Genomic DNA, 15,939 nt, shown 5'->3' with positions numbered 1-15,939 from the left:
AACTCACATTATGGACAAGCCGCTTTCCCTCTGGTCGCGCATTGCGCAGGCGCTCTCCGCCCTGGGGCGGGGCGAGGCGCTGTCGGACGTGTTCGATCATCTGCGCGCGCCGCCCGAACGCTCGGTCGCCTTCACCATCGCGGTCATCGCTTTGGGCGCGAAGATGGCGAAGGCCGACGGGCAGGTGACCCGCGACGAGGTGGCGGCCTTCCGGCGTATCTTCCAGATCCCGCCCGGCGAGGAGGCGAATGCCGCGCGCGTCTTCGACATGGCGCGCACCGATGTCGCGGGGTTCGACGCCTATGCCGCGAAGATCGCGCGGATGTTCGGCCCCGGGGCGCCGGTCCTGAAGGACGTGCTCGAGGGGCTGTTCTTCATCGCGCTGGCCGATGGCGAATATCACGAGGGCGAGGACGCTTTCCTGCATGAGGTCGCGCGGATCTTCGGGCTGGAGGAATGCTGTTTCCGGGCGATGCGTTCGGCCTTCGTGGCCGAGGCCGATCCCGACCCCTGGGCGGTTCTGGAACTGGAGCCCGGCACGCCTCTCGACGAGGTGCGCAAGGCCTGGCGGGCGAAAGTGCGCGAGGCCCATCCCGACCGCGCCATCGCGCGAGGCCTGCCGAAAGAAGCGGTGCAGCTTGCCGAGGCGCGGGTGATCGCGCTCAACAAGGCTTGGGAAGAAATCCGCGCCTCTCAAGCGGGCGCGTGATGCGCGTCGCGACCTGGAATGTCGAATGGTTCAACGCGCTTTTCGACAAGCGGGGGCGGATGCTCGAGGATGAGCAATGGTCGGCGCGCTACCAGATCACGCGGGGCGAGCAACTGGGCGCGATCGGCATCGTGATGAGCGCGCTCGAGGCCGATGTGCTGCTGGTGGTCGAGGCGCCCGACGACAACCACCGCCATCACACGGTGAGCATGCTCGAACATTTTGCCGAGAAATACGGGCTGCGCCAGCGCAAGGCGCTGATCGGGTTTCCCAACGAGACGCAGCAGGAAATCGCGCTGATGTATGACCCCGATGTGGTGAGCGCGCGCCACGAGCCGCGTTCGAGCGAGACCTGGCCGCGCTTTGACGGGGTGATGAAGATCGACCTCGATATCGATGCGCGGCTCGATACGGTGGAGTTCTCCAAGCCGCCTCTGGAGGTCGAACTTATCTCCAAGACAGGCAAGACGATCCGGCTGATCGGTGTGCATATCAAGTCGAAGGCGCCGCACGGGGCCACGAGCCATGAGGCCGCAATCCGCATCGGCATCGAGAACCGCCGCAAGCAGCTTGCGCAGGCGATCTGGTTGCGCGGGCGGATCGACGAGCATCTGGCCGCAGGCGAAAGCCTGATCGTGCTTGGGGATTTCAACGATGGCCCGGGGCTCGATGAATATGAAAAGCTCTTCGGGCGCTCGGCGGTGGAGATCGTCGCCGGAGAGGGCGGACCGGACGAGACGCGTCTGCACGACCCTCACGCCCACCTCAGCCACGTGCACAGGTCCTCTGCCGCGCCAAGCTCGGCGCGGTTCTATCATCCCGAACGGCAACAGTATTTCTCGGCGATGCTCGATTACGTGATGCTCTCGCCTGATCTAGTGTCGCAGGCCAGGCACTGGCGGATCTGGCACCCGTTCGACGATCCGCATATCTACCGTGTGCCGGAGCTGCGCGAGGCGCTGCTGCAAGCCTCGGATCATTTTCCGGTCACCGTCGATCTCGATCTGCCGGTCGCGCAAGGGGCGTGATTTTCTCAGCACGAGCGCGTAGGATTGCCGCCATGACACGTTTGCTTGTTTCGGTTCTCGCCCTCGGGCTGATCGTCTCTCCCGCTGCCGCGCAGGAGGAGGGGGGCGATGTCGATCGCGGGTTCTCGCTGCTCGAAGAGGGCGCGCAGCTGCTGTTTCGCGGGCTGATCGATGATATGAAGCCCGAGCTCGAAGAGATGCAGAAAGGGCTGGGCGAGGCGGCGTCTCAACTCGGCCCGAAGCTGCGCCAGTTCCTCGCGCTGATCGATGACGTGAAGAATTACGAGGCGCCCGAGCGTCTCTCGAATGGCGATATCATCTTGCGGCGCAAGACGGACGCGCCGCCGCCCCCGCCGCTCCTGACGGAGCCGCCCGAGGAAGATGCGCCGCGCAAGAGCCTCCCGCCGGACAATCTGCCTGAGCCGGATTCGGATGGGGCGATCGACCTGTGAGCGCACTCTTTTCGTGGGGATGTCGCTTTTCGTCGATCAAAAATGGCTGAAAAATCCAGCATTTGGCTGCGAGATGCGCATTTCGCGACAGCGTCCGCAGGGCCGCGCGCCGGGGCGGGGACGCTTCCGGCTTGACAGGAATTTTTACCGGACGGTTAATCGGGGTATCGAATCCGGATCCACCGGATCAGGCGCGCTCACAAGACGCGCCAAACCAACAGAGAGGGTACCCCAATGCTTCACAGCCGTATTCTGGCCAGCGTCGCGCTGAGCGCGCTGATGCTGGGCGCGACGCCCGCCGTCACCTTTGCCGAGACCCCGCCCGACACGCTGATCCAGGCTTGGTCGATCGACGACATCATCTCGCTCGATCCCGCCGAGATCTTCGAATTCACCGCCTCCGAGATCGCGGGCAACACCTATGAGACGCTGATCGGCTATGATCCCAAGAACGTCGCCGATATCTTCGGCAAGGCGGCCGAAAGCTGGACCGTCTCGGAGGATGGCAAGACGATCTCCTTCAAGATGAAGGAAGGCCGGACCTTCGCCTCGGGCAACCCGATCACCGCCGAGGATGCGGTCTTCTCGCTGGTGCGCGCGGTCAAGCTCAACAAATCGCCCGCCTTCATCATCGGTCAGCTCGGGATGACGCCCGAGAATGTCGAGGCAAACATCGTCCAGACCGGCCCGATGACCTTCGATTTCAAGATGGACAAGGCCTATGCGCCGACGCTTGTGCTCTACTGCCTGACCGCGACCGTGGCCTCGGTCGTCGACAAGAAACTGGCGATGGAGCATGAGGCCGATGGCGATTTCGGCTATGGCTGGCTGAAGACCAACTATGCGGGCTCGGGCCCGTTCACGATCAAGGACTGGCGCCCGAACGAGGCGGTGATCCTCGAGCGCAATGCGAATTATTCGGGCGATGCCCCGCCGATGGCGCGGGTGATCTATCGCCACATCCCCGAGACCTCGACCCAGCGCCTGCTGCTGGAAAAAGGCGATATCGACATCGCGCGCAACCTGACCGCCGAGGACATCGCGGCGCTCAAGGACGACCCGAACGTCAAGATCGAGAGCGGCGCGAAAGGCTCGCTCTACTATCTCGGGATGAACCAGAAGAACGAATACCTGTCCAAGCCGCAGGTCCGTCAGGCGATGAAATATCTCGTCGATTACGACACGATCGCCAACACGATCATGGCCGGCAAGGTGAAGGTGCATCAGGGTTTCCTGCCCGAGGGCTTCCTTGGCGCCTATAACGAGAACCCGTTCTCGCTCAATATCGAGAAGGCCAAGGAGCTGCTGGCCGAAGCCGGGGTTCCCGACGGGTTCAAGGTGACGATGGACACCCGCAACACGCCCGAGATCACCGCGATGGCGCAGGCGATGCAGCAGACGATGGCGCAGGCAGGCGTGGAGCTGGAACTGATCCCGGGCGATGGCAAGCAGACGCTGACCAAGTACCGCGCGCGCAACCACGACATCTATATCGGCCGCTGGGGGCCGGACTTCCAGGATCCCCACACCAACGCCTCGACCTTCGCCTACAACCCCGACAATTCGGATGACGCGACCTCGAAGCCGCTGGCCTGGCGCAACGCCTGGGATATTCCCGAGCTCACCGCCGAGACCGATGCGGCCATGCTCGAGCCCGATGCGGACAAGCGCGCGGCGATGTATGTCGACGAGCAGAAGAAGGTCATGGAGGCCGGTCCCTTCGTGATCTACGCACAGGAGATCGAGGTCATGGGCGAGCGAAAGAATGTCGAGGGCGTGATCGTCGGGCCGTCCTTCAACGACAACAACTTCGCGCATGTGACCAAGTAACATGACGACACGGACTATCAGGGGGCGCCGCGGCGCCCTCTGGCTTCGCAAGCTCGTCTCGACGCTGGGCACGGTGGCGGTGACATTCCTCGGCCTGCTCGTCGTGACCTTCCTGATCGGACGCGTCGTGCCGGTGGACCCGGTGCTCTCGGTCGTGGGCGATCGCGCGACACAGGCGCAATATGACGCCGCCTATCACGCGCTCGGCCTCGACAAACCGCTGATCGAGCAGTTCTGGATCTGGCTTCAGAAGGTTTTCCAGGGCGATTTCGGCACCTCGAACCTGACCACGCGTCCGATCTCTCAGGATATCGCGCGGGTCTTCCCGGCCACGCTGGAGCTCGCCACGGTCTCGATCGTGATCGGCACCGCTTTCGGCATTCCGATGGGGGTCTGGGCGGCGGTGCGTCAGGGCAAGCTGATCGACCAGATCGTGCGGGTCGTGGGGCTTGTGGGCTATTCGGCACCGGTCTTCTGGCTCGGGTTGATGGGGCTGTTGCTGTTCTACTTCAAGCTCGACCTGATCTCCGGCCCCGGGCGGGTCGATATCTCCTATGAATACGATTTCACGCCGAAGACGGGGCTGTTTCTGCTCGATACGGCGATGCAGGGCGCATGGCCCGCCTTCCGCAACGTGTTCTCGCATATCATCCTGCCCGCCTCGCTGCTGGGCTACCTGTCGCTGGCCTATATCAGCCGGATGACGCGGAGCTTCATGCTCAACGAACTGGCGCAGGAATATATCACCACCGCGCGGGTGAAGGGCGTGCCGGAATGGCGCATCATCTGGGTGCAGGCGCTGCGCAATGCCGCCGTGCCGCTGGTGACGGTGGTGGCGCTGAGTTACGCCAACCTGCTCGAAGGTTCGGTGCTGACCGAGACGGTTTTCGCCTGGCCCGGTCTCGGGCAATACCTGACCAACTCGCTGCAGAACGCGGATATGAACGCGGTGCTGGGCGGCACGCTGGTGATCGGCGCGATCTTCGTCGGGCTGAACATGTTTTCCGATCTTCTCTACACGCTGCTTGACGCCCGCACGAGGAACCAGAAATGAGCATGACCCGCGAGTGGCTCCTCAGCGACCAACCCGTATCGCGCCGGCAGGCACGGCTGGGGCAGGCCTATCGGACCTGGCTCGATTTCCGCACCAACGGGCTGGCGATGTTCGGCTTTCTCATCGTGCTGGTGCTGGTGCTGCTGGCGGTCTTCGCGCCCTGGCTGGCGCCGCATGATCCGCTGGTGGGCGATCTCAACACCACCCGTCTGCTGCCGCCGCTGACGGAGGGCTATTGGCTCGGCACGGATGATCAGGGGCGCGACATCCTCTCGCGGCTGATCTACGGTTCACGGATCACGCTGGCGGTGGTGGCGCTGGTCGCGGTGATCGCGACCCCGGTGGGGCTTCTGGTGGGCACCACGGCGGGCTATTTCGGCGGCTGGGTCGACACGGTGCTGATGCGCTTCACCGATATCGTGCTGGCCTTCCCGAAGCTGATCCTTGCGCTGGCTTTCGTCGCGGCGCTGGGTCCGGGCATCGAAAACGCGATCATCGCGATCTCGATCACCGCCTGGCCGCCCTATGCCCGCCTTGCCCGCGCCGAGACGCTGACGATCCGCAATTCGGATTTCATCGCCGCGACCAAGCTGCAGGGCGCGTCCTCGGCGCGCATCATCTGGAAACATATCGTGCCGCTGTGCATGTCCTCGGTGATCGTGCGGGTGACGCTCGACATGGCGGGGATCATCCTGACGGCGGCCGGTCTGGGTTTTCTGGGCCTCGGCGCGCAGCCGCCCCAGCCCGAATGGGGCGCGATGATCGCGGGCGGGCGCAATTTCCTCGTCGATTACTGGTGGGTCGCCACGATGCCGGGCCTCGCCATCTTCACTGTCTCGCTCGGCTTCAACCTGCTGGGTGACGGCCTGCGCGACGTTCTTGATCCGAAGAGGCAGAAATGAGCCTGCTCGAAGTCGAAAATCTCCGCGTCACCTTTCCGACCCGCAAGGGGCCGGCCGAGGTCGTGCGCGGCGTAAGTTTCACCCTTGGGCGGGAGCGCCTCGGGATCGTCGGCGAGAGCGGTTCGGGCAAGTCCCAGACCGGGCGGGCGATCCTCGGGCTGACGCCGCCGCCGGGCGCGGCAACGGCGGACCGGCTCAGCTTCGACCGGACGGACCTGCGCAGCCTCTCGGCCAAGCAATGGCGCGGCCTGCGCGGCAAGCGCATGTCGATGGTGATGCAGGACCCGAAATTCTCGCTCAACCCGGTGATGCCGGTGGGCAAACAGCTGATGGAGGTGCTGCGCACCCACGGGGCGGGGCGGGCGGCCGCGCGCGAGAAGGCGTTGCAGATGCTCGATGCGGTGCAGATCCGCGACCCCGAGCGGGTGTTCCGCGCCTATCCCCACGAGCTGTCGGGCGGCATGGGGCAGCGCGTAATGATCGCGATGATGCTGGTCTCCGAGCCGGACCTCCTGATCGCGGACGAGCCGACTTCGGCGCTCGACGTGACGATCCAGATCGAGGTGCTGCGCATCCTCGACAAGCTGGTGAGCGAACAGGGGATGGGGCTGATCTTCATCTCGCACGACCTGCGGCTGGTGAGTTCCTTCTGCGACCGGGTGCTGGTGATGTATGCGGGCCGCGTGGTCGAGGAGCTGAAAGCCTCCGAGCTGCACCAGGCGCAACATCCCTACACGCAGGGGCTTCTGAATTGCCTGCCGCAGATCGACGAGGACCGCCACCCGCTGCCCACGCTCGACCGCGATGCGGCATGGGCTGATTGAGGGGGGCGATATGCTGAGTGTCGACAATCTCGAAGTGACCTTCGCCTTTGGCACCGACGAGGTGCGCGCGGTGCGCGGGGTGAGTTTCAACGTCCAGCAGGGCGAAAGCTACGGCATCGTCGGGGAATCCGGGTCGGGCAAATCGACGGTGCTGCGCGCGATCTGCGGGCTCGCGCCGGTTTCGGGCGGCAGGGTGACGCTTGACGGGGTGGATATCCCCGCGCCGCGCACGCCCGACTTCTACCGCCGGGTGCAGATGGTGTTTCAGGACCCCTATGCCTCGCTCCATCCGCGTCACACAATCGACTCGGTGCTCTCCGAGCCGCTCTCGATCCAGGGCTTCGACCGGCGCGACGAACGCATCGCGCAGGCGCTCGAGGAAGTGGGGCTGGGGCAGGGGTTCCGCTTTCGCTACCCGCACCAGCTTTCGGGCGGCCAGCGCCAGCGGATCGCGGTGGCGCGCGCGCTGATCCTCGAGCCGCAGATCCTTCTGCTCGACGAGCCGACCTCGGCGCTCGACGCCTCGATCCAGGCGGAGGTGCTGAACCTGCTCGACCGGCTGCGCGCCGAGCGCGGGCTGACCTATGTCATGGTCTCCCATGACCTCGCCGTCATTTCGCATATGTGCGAGCGGCTCGTGGTGATGGAGCACGGGCTGGCGGTGGAGGAACTCACCCGCGCCGATCTGCGCAGCCACCGCGCCGAAACCGATTACACCCGCAAGCTCTTGAAAGCGTCGGCGGGCTACACGAGAGAGGATGAACCCGCATGAGCGCCCCGGTCCCGGTTTTCGACGGCCACAATGATTTTCTGCTGCGCCTGCTGCGCGATCCCGAGGCGCGCGAGACGACCTGGCTGAGCGACACCGGGCAGGGCCAGCTTGACCTGCCCCGGATGCGCGCGGGCGGCTTCGCGGGCGGGTTCTTCGCGGTCTATATCCCCTCTCCGGTCGCCCATGACGATCCCGATTTCGACGCAATCATGCGCAACCCGCCCTTTTCGCTGCCGCTACCCGAGGCGATCCCCTTCGAGGATGCGCTGCCGGTCGCGATGAAGATGGTCGGCCATCTGATGTGGATGGAGCGCGAGGGCAACCTGAAGATCTGCCGCTCGGTCGCCGAGATCCGGGCCGCGATGGCGGAAGGCAAGATCGCCGCGATCCTGCATTTCGAGGGGGCAGAGCCGATCGGGCCTGATCTCGATGCGCTGCATGTCTGGCACGCGATGGGGCTGCGCTCGCTCGGGCCGGTCTGGTCGCGCCCGACGGCTTTTGGCCATGGCGTGCCCTTCGCTTATCCCTCCGCGCCCGATACCGGCGACGGGTTGACCGAGGCGGGCAAGCGGCTGGTGGCGGAATGCAACCGGCTGAAGATCATGATCGATCTGAGCCATCTCAACGAGAAGGGCTTCGACGATGTCGCGGCGCTGTCGGATGCACCGCTGGTCGCCACCCATTCCAACGTGCATGCGCTGTGCCCCTCGTCGCGCAACCTCACCGACCGGCAACTCGCGATGATCCGTGAGAGTGATGGCATGGTCGGGCTGAACTATGCGCTCGGCTTTCTGCGCGAGGACGGCAAGGGAGAGCCCTTCGAAGGCTTCGACCCGATGCTGCGCCATCTCGATTACCTGATCGATAAACTGGGCGAGGGCCGTGTCGGGCTCGGTTCGGATTTCGACGGCGCGGCGATCCCGCCCGATCTGGGCGATGCGGCGGGGCTGCCGCGCCTGATCGAGGCGATGCGCGGCCATGGCTATGACGCGGCGCTGATCGAGAAGCTCGCGCATGGCAACTGGCTCGCGGCTCTCGAACGGACCTGGGGCGGCTGAGACTCCCCTTGCCCCCCGTCGCAAGGCGGAGGCTGCGTCGAAAGCGCCCGACCGGCGATTTGCGGTAGCGGTCCGGCGCGCCTTGGATAAGCTGCGAGGCAGAAGCAGCGACGATGAGGGACAGATGCGGATCGTGGTTCTGGGCGGCGGGTTCGGCGGCATGTATACGGCGCGGGCGCTGCGACGCCGGCTTGGCGCGGAAGTCGAGGTCGAGCTGGTCAATGCCGAGAATTACTTCGTATTCCAGCCGCTCCTGCCCGAAGTCGGCGCGGGGTCGATCACGCCCGCCCATGCCGTCTCGCCGCTGCGCTTCATCCTCAAGGACGTCACCGTGCGCAAGGCGGTGGTCGACAGCGTCGATTTCGCCCGCAAGGCGGTGATCGTCTTTCAGGGCATCCAGCGCCGCCCGACCGAGGTGCCTTACGATCACCTGGTGATCGCGCTGGGGCAGGGCACGGATTTCTCGCGCATGCCGGGGCTCGAGGAACATGCGCTGAAGATGAAGACGCTCGAAGATGCGCGGCGGTTGCACATCCATGTCATCGAGCAGCTCGAACATGCGCAGGTGACCAACCTGCCCGATACCAAGCGCGGCGCGCTGACCTTCACCGTGATCGGCGCGGGGTTCTCAGGCGTCGAGACCGTGGGCGAGATGAAGGAGCTGATCGACCGCTCGCTGCCCTTCTATCCCAAGATCTCCCCCGAGGAGGTCCGGGTGAAACTTGTCGAGTTCGCGCCGCGCATTCTTGGCGAGATGCCGCAGGAACTGGCCGATTACGCGGCCAAGCACCTGCAAAAGCACGGGATCGAGCTGATGCTCGAAACCGGGGTGAAAAGCTGCACGCATCGCCAGCTGGTGACCAACAAGGACGAGGTGATCGACACGCGCACCATCGTCGCGACCATCGGCAATGCGCCGTTGCCGGTCGTGCTGCGTATGGGGCTGCCGCTGCAACACGGGCGGCTCAAGGTCGAGCGCAACCTGCGTGTCGAGGGACGCGAGGATGTCTGGGCGCTGGGCGATTGCGCCTTGATCCCGATGAAGGAAGGCGCGAGCGAGCGTAATGATTTCGCCCCGCCGACCGCGCAATTCGCGGTGCGCGAGGCCGACCGCGTAGCGCGCAATATCGAGGCGGTTCTGGGCGGGCGCGCGCCCGAGCCCTTCGCCTATCGCTCGCGCGGGGCGCTGGCTTCGCTGGGCGCACGGCGCGGCGTGGCCGACCTGATGGGCTTCAAGCTCAAGGGCTTCCCGGCATGGGTCGTCTGGCGCGCCTATTATCTCGCGTTGTTGCCGGGGCTGGGAACGAAGGTTCGGGTGATGCTGAACTGGACGCTCGACATGCTGGGTGCGCGCAGCCTCGTGCAGCTGCGCAGCTATCGCAAGCCGCCGATGCGTTACGTCTATTTCCGCGCGGGCGACCGGATCTATAACGAGGGCGACCGCTCGGACGGGTTCTACACGGTGATCTCGGGTGCGCTCGAGATGGACCGCACCGATCCCGCGACCGGCGAGACCGTGACCCGTCGGCTTGGCCCCGGCGATCACTTTGGCGAGCGTCTCATCCTTGGCGCGACCCGGCGGCGCACCACGGTGCGCGCGGTCGAGGACAGCAAGGTTCTGGTGATGAACCGGCAGGAATTCCTGATGCTGGCTGAGGGGTTCGAGGCCTTCCGCGACTATTTCCGCCCCTATATGGAAAAGCACGGGGTCGAACTGCCCGGCGCGGGCTCGGACAAGGAGGGCTGACGCGCCCCTCTAGCGCAGCACCCGGCGCAGCCCTGCTTGAACGCGGTGCAGTTCGGGCAGGTAGGTCTCGACCAACGTCCCGGCAGGCTCGGCACTTGCCGCGAGGCCGGTATTGAGCGCGGCGATAATCCGGCCATACGTGTCGTAAAGCGGCACGGCGAGCGAGCGCAGGCCGATCTCCACCTCCTGATCGATCACGGCGAAACCGTCCCGGCGGACCTGCGTGATCCGTGCCATGATCTCCTCGGGGTCGGTCAGGCTGAAGCTCGTGCGCGGCGTGAGGTCCGAGGCGGCGATACGGGCGCGGGCCTCATCTTCGGGGAGCGCGGCCAGCAGAACGCGCCCCATCGAGGTGCAATGAGCCGGCAGGCGCGATCCCGGCATCAGCCCGATCGACATTACCCGGCGTTGGGCCGCGCGGGCGAGATAGACGATCTCGGTCCCGTCGAGGATCGAGACAGAGCAGCTTTGCCCGATCCGGTCGGTCAGCTGATCGAGCCAGGGCTGCACCACCTGCGGCAGCGGCAGCGAGGCCAGCGCCCCCATGCCAAGCCGCAGGACCTTCGGCGTCAGCGTGAAGAACTTCCCATCGTAATCGGCATAGCCCTCGGCATGCAGCGTCAGCAGGCAGCGCCGCGCGGTGGCCCGGTCGAAGCCCGTGGCTTGCGCAACCTCGGCGATGGACAGCCGGGGTGTCTCTGCCCCGAAACATTCGATGACGCGCAGGCCCTTGGCGAAGGAGGCGATGAAATCGGTCGGTTTGTTCAACATGCGAACAGGTTTTTGCGCGATATGAACAAATGTCAATATGCGCACGAAATCCGTGGAAGCGTTTTCCAGGCGGGTCTAGATCGAAAGCCGCAGGAGGACCGCATATGGACAAGAGACTTTCCTCGCTGATCGAGGCCGTGGCCGACATCCAGGATGGCGCCACGGTGATGATCGGCGGCTTTGGCGGCTCGGGCGCGCCGATCGAACTGATCCACGCCCTGATCGACCGCTTCATCGAGACCGGATCGCCCAAGGGGCTGACCGTGATCAACAACAACGCAGGCAACGGCCATGTCGGCATCGCCGCGATGATCGAACAGGGCATGGTCAAGAAGATGATCTGCTCTTTCCCGCGCTCGGCCGATCCGACGGTGTTCACCCAGGCCTATCTCGCGGGTGAAATCGAGCTGGAGTTGGTGCCGCAGGGCACGCTGGCCGAGCGGATCCGCGCGGGTGGCGCGGGTATCCCGGCTTTCTTCACGCCGACCTCCGTCGGTACCGAACTGGCCGAGGGAAAGCCAGTGCAGCAGTTCGAGGGGCGCGACTACGTCATGGAGCGCTGGCTAAAGGCCGATCACGCGCTGATCAAGGCCGAGCTGGGCGATGCCCTGGGCAATCTCACCTATCGGATGGCGGCGCGCAATTTCTCGCCGCTGATGGCGAGCGCAGCCGCGAGGACGGTGGTTCAGGTGAGCCATGCTGTCGAGCCAGGCGCCATCGATCCCGAACATATCGTCACCCCGGGCATCTTCGTGGATGCGATCATCGAGGTCGCCAATCCCGCCCAGGAAGAAGAGCTGAACCGCGCCGGAGCCCATCACCCATGACCGAGAAACTGAGCAATGCACAGATCGCCTGGCGCGCCGCGCAGGATATCGCGGACGGCGCCTATGTGAACCTCGGGATCGGCTTTCCCGAGATGGTCGCGCGCTTCCAGCCGCCGGGCCGCGAGGCGATCTTTCACACCGAGAACGGCGTTCTGGGATTTGGCGGCGCCCCCGAGCCCGGCGAAGAGGATTGGGATCTGATCAACGCTGGCAAGAAGGCGATCACGCTCAAGCCCGGCACCGCGTTCTTCCACCATGCAGACAGTTTCGCGATGGTCCGCGGGGGGCATCTCGATGTCGCGATCCTCGGGGCTTACGAGGTGGCCGAGACGGGCGATCTCGCGAACTGGTCGACGGGGCCCAAGGGCGTTCCGGCGGTGGGCGGCGCGATGGATCTGGTGCACGGGGCCAAGCGGGTCGCGGTGATCACCGATCACGTCACCAAGAAGGGGCAGCCGAAACTCGTCGAGCGCTGCTCGCTGCCGCTGACCGGCGTGGGTTGCGTGACGCGGGTCTACAGCTCGCTTGCCGTGATCGACATCGAAGGCGGGCGCTTCGTGCTGCGCGAGAAGCTGCCCGCGATCACGATGGAAAACCTGCAAAATCTCACCGGGGCGAAGCTGCACGTGACAGCCCCGGTGGAAGACCTGATCTGTCCGGAGCTCTGACATGCGTGACGCTTATATCTGCGACTACATTCGAACCCCGATCGGCCGTTTCGGCGGCGCGCTGGCCTCGGTGCGTGCCGATGATCTCGGGGCGATCCCGCTGCGCGCGCTGATGGCGCGCAATTCGGGTGTCGATTGGGAGGCGGTCGATGACGTTATCTTCGGCTGTGCGAACCAGGCGGGGGAAGACAACCGCAACGTGGCGCGCATGTCGGCGCTGCTCGCGGGGCTTCCCGTGGCGGTGCCGGGAACCACGATCAACCGGCTTTGTGGCTCGGGGATGGATGCGATCCTGACGGCGGCGCGCGCGGTCAAGGCGGGCGAGGCCGATCTGGTGATCGCGGGCGGCGTCGAGAGCATGAGCCGCGCGCCCTTCGTGATGCCGAAGGCCGAGGCCGCCTACAGTCGCTCCAATGCGGTCTATGACACGACGATCGGCTGGCGTTTCGTGAACAAGCTGATGAAGGAGATGCATGGCGTCGACTCGATGCCCGAGACGGCGGAGAACGTGGCCGATGATTTCGGCGTCAGCCGCGAAGATCAGGACGCTTTCGCGCTGCGCTCGCAGGACCGTGCTGCGGCGGCAATGAGCGAAGGCCGTCTGGCTTCGGAGATCACGCCGGTGACGATCGCGCAGCGCAAGGGCGATCCGGTGGTCGTGGATACTGACGAGCATCCGCGCGGTGGCACCACGCTCGAGGCGCTGGCGAAGCTGCGGCCCATCGTGCGGCCTGACGGTACGGTCACGGCGGGCAATGCGTCGGGCGTGAATGATGGCGCAGCGGCGCTGATCATAGCCTCGGAGGCGGCGGTGAAGGCGCATGGGCTGACCCCGCTGGTGAAGATCTCGGGCGGGGCGGCGGCTGGCGTGGCGCCGCGGATCATGGGGTTCGGCCCTGCACCTGCGTCTAAAAAGCTGATGGCGCGGTTGGGGCTTACGCAAGACGCCTTCGACGTGATCGAGCTGAACGAGGCCTTCGCAAGCCAGGGACTGGCGACACTGCGCGATCTCGGCATCGCCGATGATGATCCGCGCGTCAATCCGAACGGCGGCGCGATCGCCCTGGGGCATCCCTTGGGCATGTCGGGGGCGCGCATCACCGGCACGGCGGCGCTGGAGCTGGTGCGACGCAAGGGGAGCCGGGCGCTCGCCACGATGTGCATCGGCGTCGGGCAGGGCATCGCCATCGCACTCGAAGCGGTGTGAGCGGGGCCGCCGCCAAAGCGCGGTGACGCCCCCCGGCACAAAACCCTGAGCGGGTGCCTGCCCGCTCAGGTTCTGCCCAGAAAGTCTTTCAGCAGCGCCGCGACAACCTCGGGTTTTTCGACGCAGGGCAGGTGGCCCGCATCCGCGATCGCGTGAAACTCCGCCCCGCACAGGGCCGCCGTGGCGCGCACCAGATCGGGCGGGGTCGAGGCATCTTGCGCCCCTGCCATCGCCATGACGGGTAGCGTGAGTTTGGCCGTGCTCTCGGTCAGGTCGGCCCCGGCAATTGCCGCGCAACAGCCCGCGTAACCTTCATCCGGCCCGCGTTCGAGCATGTTGCGGCACAGCGCGAATGTGGTGGGGGTGGCTTTCTCAAACCCGGGCGCGAACCAGCGCGCGAGGATTGCATCGGAGATGCTCGCGATGCCGTCGCGCCGTACCGCGTCGATCCGCTGTTGCCACATATCGGGTGCGCCGATCCTGGCGCCCGTATCCATCAGCACCAGTGCGCGCAGAAGATCGGGGCGGCGTGCGGCGAGGCTCTGTCCGATCAGCCCGCCGATCGAGAGACCCACGAAGGTCACGTCGCGCAGCTCCAGCGCGTCGCAGATCGCGGCCGCATCGCCCGAAAGGTCTTCGATCGAATACGGCCCCGGAGGGCAATCCGAGAGCCCATGCCCGCGCTTGTCGAAACGAACCAGCCGCAGCCCCTCGGGGAGTAGGGGGATCAGCCCTTCCCAGAGCCGCAGATCGCTGCCCAGAGAATTGCCGAACATCACGACGCGCCCGTCGCGCGGACCCTCATCGCGAATGTGGAGCGTTACACCGCAATGGCTTACTGACTGCATGAATGCCTCCCTCTTTGCGGCAGTTGTAGCGCGCAAACCGTGAGAAAGGGAACATACCCTGAGGGTATCAGGGCTTACCGGCATGATACCTCAGATGACGACAGCGCGTTTCTCCCGGCGCAGGGGCAATCAGCCCCGTGGGCAGCCGCAGGCAAACGAAAAAGGCCACCTCACGAAGAGGTGGCCAGTTTCCGGGGGACTGAGGGGAATTACTCGGCGGGTTCGGTGACTGCTCCCGTCTCCTCGGCCTCGGCCATGGCGGCCTCGACGATCGGAGTGCCGTAGACGAAGAAGTCCTGCGGAAGCTCGCCGCCGAACCAGACGCCGCCACCGTTGAAGAAGTTGCTCTCGTCCCAGGTCAGGGTCTTCCAGTCCGGGTCGAAGATCAGGTAGCCGGTGTCACCGAAGAGCTCGATGCGGTTGCCGCCGGGCTCGTAGACATACATGAAGTAAGCCTGCGACACGCCGTGCTTGGCCGGGCCAGCCTCGATGGTGACATCGTATTCCTGCAAGATGTCGGCGAGATCGAGCATCTGCCCCTGATTGCCGTACCAGAAGGCCACATGGTGCAGGCGGTTGCCCGGACCGGCCTGATCCTTGGTGAAGGCCACTTCATGAACGAGCGGGCTGACTGAGAACCAGGCAGCGAGTTCGTCCTGACCACCGAAGACCACGTTTTCACGCTTCAGGAAGCCGAGATTGTCCTGAAGGAATTTGCCGTTCTTGGTCACGTCCGAGCAGAGCAGGTTGACGTGGTCAAGGCGGCGCACCGGCACGCCGCGTAGGGGGCGCTTCTGGGCGCGCGAGAGCAGCTTCGATTTCATCTCCGCCGGGGCTTCGTAATACTCGACCTCCCAGAACAGGTGCTGCTTGTGGCCGTCAGGCGTGGTGAACTCGTAAGCCTTGCCATAGCCCTTGTGGCCCTCGACCCATTTGCCGGGGCTGCCCGACGCCTCGATGGCCGCCACGCGGCGCTCGAGTGCCTGCGGCGAGGACGCACGCCAGCCCACCATGCCGATCCCGGCCTTGTCCGAACGGGTCAGTTTCAGCGAATGGTGGTAGCGATCCTCGTAGCCGCGCAGATAGCAGGACTTGCCGTCATCCTCGGTTGGGGTCATGCCCAGCACGTCGTGGAAGAACCAGAAGCTCTCCTCGAATTTGGGGGTGAAAAGTTCAACGCAGGCAAGCTGCGCGACGTCGTGGATTTGTTCCTGAAAGCTCATGGTTCCTCCCTAAAGCTGT

The 15,939-nt window shown here is 65.2% G+C and carries 16 protein-coding genes; 13 read left to right on the top strand and 3 right to left on the bottom strand.

The window, feature by feature from the left end; genetic code table 11:
• Positions 1-10: 10 nt before the first annotated feature.
• The 10 genes from BMG00_RS03720 (at position 11) to BMG00_RS03675 (ending at position 10,376) form a co-directional block, all read left to right on the top strand.
• Positions 11-709: a molecular chaperone DjiA gene (locus BMG00_RS03720; RefSeq protein ID WP_078528852.1), complete on the top strand. Its 699-nt coding sequence runs from the start codon at positions 11-13 to the stop codon at positions 707-709.
• The gene (locus BMG00_RS03715; RefSeq protein WP_078573418.1) at positions 709-1,737 is read left to right on the top strand and encodes an endonuclease/exonuclease/phosphatase family protein; all 1,029 of its coding nucleotides are present in this window, start codon (positions 709-711) and stop codon (positions 1,735-1,737) included. The genes BMG00_RS03720 and BMG00_RS03715 overlap by 1 nt, the downstream gene beginning before the upstream one ends.
• Before the next feature lie 32 nt (positions 1,738-1,769).
• Positions 1,770-2,189: an AAA+ family ATPase gene (locus BMG00_RS03710; protein ID WP_245794942.1), complete on the top strand. Its 420-nt coding sequence runs from the start codon at positions 1,770-1,772 to the stop codon at positions 2,187-2,189.
• 234 nt (positions 2,190-2,423) lie between these two features.
• The gene (locus tag BMG00_RS03705) at positions 2,424-4,019 is read left to right on the top strand and encodes an ABC transporter substrate-binding protein (protein ID WP_078573417.1); all 1,596 of its coding nucleotides are present in this window, start codon (positions 2,424-2,426) and stop codon (positions 4,017-4,019) included.
• Position 4,020: 1 nt separating this feature from the next.
• Positions 4,021-5,073, top strand: coding sequence for an ABC transporter permease (locus BMG00_RS03700; protein ID WP_078528849.1), 1,053 nt, complete (start codon positions 4,021-4,023; stop codon positions 5,071-5,073).
• Between the two features lie 2 nt (positions 5,074-5,075).
• Positions 5,076-5,975, top strand: coding sequence for a nickel transporter permease (nikC, locus tag BMG00_RS03695; protein WP_078529028.1), 900 nt, complete (start codon positions 5,076-5,078; stop codon positions 5,973-5,975).
• On the top strand, positions 5,972-6,799 hold the full coding sequence (locus BMG00_RS03690) for an ABC transporter ATP-binding protein (RefSeq protein WP_078573416.1): 828 nt from the start codon (positions 5,972-5,974) through the stop codon (positions 6,797-6,799). Before nikC ends, BMG00_RS03690 begins: the two co-directional genes overlap by 4 nt.
• Positions 6,800-6,809: 10 nt before the next feature.
• Positions 6,810-7,571: an ABC transporter ATP-binding protein gene (locus BMG00_RS03685; RefSeq protein WP_078574241.1), complete on the top strand. Its 762-nt coding sequence runs from the start codon at positions 6,810-6,812 to the stop codon at positions 7,569-7,571.
• Positions 7,568-8,629, top strand: a complete 1,062-nt coding sequence (locus BMG00_RS03680; RefSeq protein WP_078573415.1) for a dipeptidase — start codon at positions 7,568-7,570, stop codon at positions 8,627-8,629. Before BMG00_RS03685 ends, BMG00_RS03680 begins: the two co-directional genes overlap by 4 nt.
• Before the next feature lie 124 nt (positions 8,630-8,753).
• The gene (locus tag BMG00_RS03675; protein ID WP_078573414.1) at positions 8,754-10,376 is read left to right on the top strand and encodes an FAD-dependent oxidoreductase; all 1,623 of its coding nucleotides are present in this window, start codon (positions 8,754-8,756) and stop codon (positions 10,374-10,376) included.
• Between the two features lie 9 nt (positions 10,377-10,385).
• On the opposite strand, the gene BMG00_RS03670 is transcribed toward BMG00_RS03675, so the two are convergent.
• On the bottom strand, positions 10,386-11,147 hold the full coding sequence (locus tag BMG00_RS03670; RefSeq protein WP_078573413.1) for an IclR family transcriptional regulator domain-containing protein: 762 nt from the start codon (positions 11,145-11,147) through the stop codon (positions 10,386-10,388).
• Positions 11,148-11,251: 104 nt separating this feature from the next.
• On the opposite strand from BMG00_RS03670, the gene BMG00_RS03665 reads away from it, so the two are divergent.
• From BMG00_RS03665 to pcaF, 3 genes are read left to right on the top strand one after another with little or no spacing between them, the layout of a single operon-like run.
• A complete protein-coding gene (locus BMG00_RS03665; RefSeq protein ID WP_078573412.1) occupies positions 11,252-11,974 on the top strand; it encodes a 3-oxoacid CoA-transferase subunit A in 723 nt (240 codons plus the stop codon).
• Positions 11,971-12,642, top strand: a complete 672-nt coding sequence (locus BMG00_RS03660; protein WP_078528842.1) for a 3-oxoacid CoA-transferase subunit B — start codon at positions 11,971-11,973, stop codon at positions 12,640-12,642. The genes BMG00_RS03665 and BMG00_RS03660 overlap by 4 nt, the downstream gene beginning before the upstream one ends.
• Before the next feature lies 1 nt (position 12,643).
• Entirely contained in the window at positions 12,644-13,849 is a 1,206-nt protein-coding gene (gene pcaF, locus BMG00_RS03655; protein WP_078573411.1) for a 3-oxoadipyl-CoA thiolase, read from the top strand.
• A gap of 65 nt (positions 13,850-13,914) precedes the next feature.
• On the opposite strand, the gene pcaD is transcribed toward pcaF, so the two are convergent.
• Both pcaD and BMG00_RS03645 read right to left on the bottom strand, forming a co-directional pair.
• The gene (pcaD, locus tag BMG00_RS03650) at positions 13,915-14,697 is read right to left on the bottom strand and encodes a 3-oxoadipate enol-lactonase (protein ID WP_078573410.1); all 783 of its coding nucleotides are present in this window, start codon (positions 14,695-14,697) and stop codon (positions 13,915-13,917) included.
• 209 nt (positions 14,698-14,906) lie between these two features.
• Entirely contained in the window at positions 14,907-15,920 is a 1,014-nt protein-coding gene (locus BMG00_RS03645) for a catechol 2,3-dioxygenase (protein WP_078528836.1), read from the bottom strand.
• Between the last annotated feature and the right edge of the window lie 19 nt (positions 15,921-15,939).

Source organism: Thioclava marina (assembly GCF_002020135.1).
Taxonomy (GTDB): Bacteria; Pseudomonadota; Alphaproteobacteria; order Rhodobacterales; family Rhodobacteraceae; genus Thioclava; species Thioclava marina.
This window is presented reverse-complemented; position numbering and strand designations above follow the sequence as displayed.

Coding starts and splice junctions, on each gene's coding strand:
- BMG00_RS03645 (WP_078528836.1), bottom strand. CDS start 15,920: ATGAGCTTTCAGGAACAAATCCACGACGTCGCGCAGCTTGCCTGCGTT.
- BMG00_RS03660 (WP_078528842.1), top strand. CDS start 11,971: ATGACCGAGAAACTGAGCAATGCACAGATCGCCTGGCGCGCCGCGCAG.
- BMG00_RS03665 (WP_078573412.1), top strand. CDS start 11,252: ATGGACAAGAGACTTTCCTCGCTGATCGAGGCCGTGGCCGACATCCAG.
- pcaF (WP_078573411.1), top strand. CDS start 12,644: ATGCGTGACGCTTATATCTGCGACTACATTCGAACCCCGATCGGCCGT.
- BMG00_RS03670 (WP_078573413.1), bottom strand. CDS start 11,147: ATGTTGAACAAACCGACCGATTTCATCGCCTCCTTCGCCAAGGGCCTG.
- BMG00_RS03720 (WP_078528852.1), top strand. CDS start 11: ATGGACAAGCCGCTTTCCCTCTGGTCGCGCATTGCGCAGGCGCTCTCC.
- BMG00_RS03715 (WP_078573418.1), top strand. CDS start 709: ATGCGCGTCGCGACCTGGAATGTCGAATGGTTCAACGCGCTTTTCGAC.
- BMG00_RS03690 (WP_078573416.1), top strand. CDS start 5,972: ATGAGCCTGCTCGAAGTCGAAAATCTCCGCGTCACCTTTCCGACCCGC.
- BMG00_RS03705 (WP_078573417.1), top strand. CDS start 2,424: ATGCTTCACAGCCGTATTCTGGCCAGCGTCGCGCTGAGCGCGCTGATG.
- BMG00_RS03680 (WP_078573415.1), top strand. CDS start 7,568: ATGAGCGCCCCGGTCCCGGTTTTCGACGGCCACAATGATTTTCTGCTG.
- BMG00_RS03685 (WP_078574241.1), top strand. CDS start 6,810: ATGCTGAGTGTCGACAATCTCGAAGTGACCTTCGCCTTTGGCACCGAC.
- BMG00_RS03700 (WP_078528849.1), top strand. CDS start 4,021: ATGACGACACGGACTATCAGGGGGCGCCGCGGCGCCCTCTGGCTTCGC.
- nikC (WP_078529028.1), top strand. CDS start 5,076: ATGACCCGCGAGTGGCTCCTCAGCGACCAACCCGTATCGCGCCGGCAG.
- BMG00_RS03710 (WP_245794942.1), top strand. CDS start 1,770: ATGACACGTTTGCTTGTTTCGGTTCTCGCCCTCGGGCTGATCGTCTCT.
- pcaD (WP_078573410.1), bottom strand. CDS start 14,697: ATGCAGTCAGTAAGCCATTGCGGTGTAACGCTCCACATTCGCGATGAG.
- BMG00_RS03675 (WP_078573414.1), top strand. CDS start 8,754: ATGCGGATCGTGGTTCTGGGCGGCGGGTTCGGCGGCATGTATACGGCG.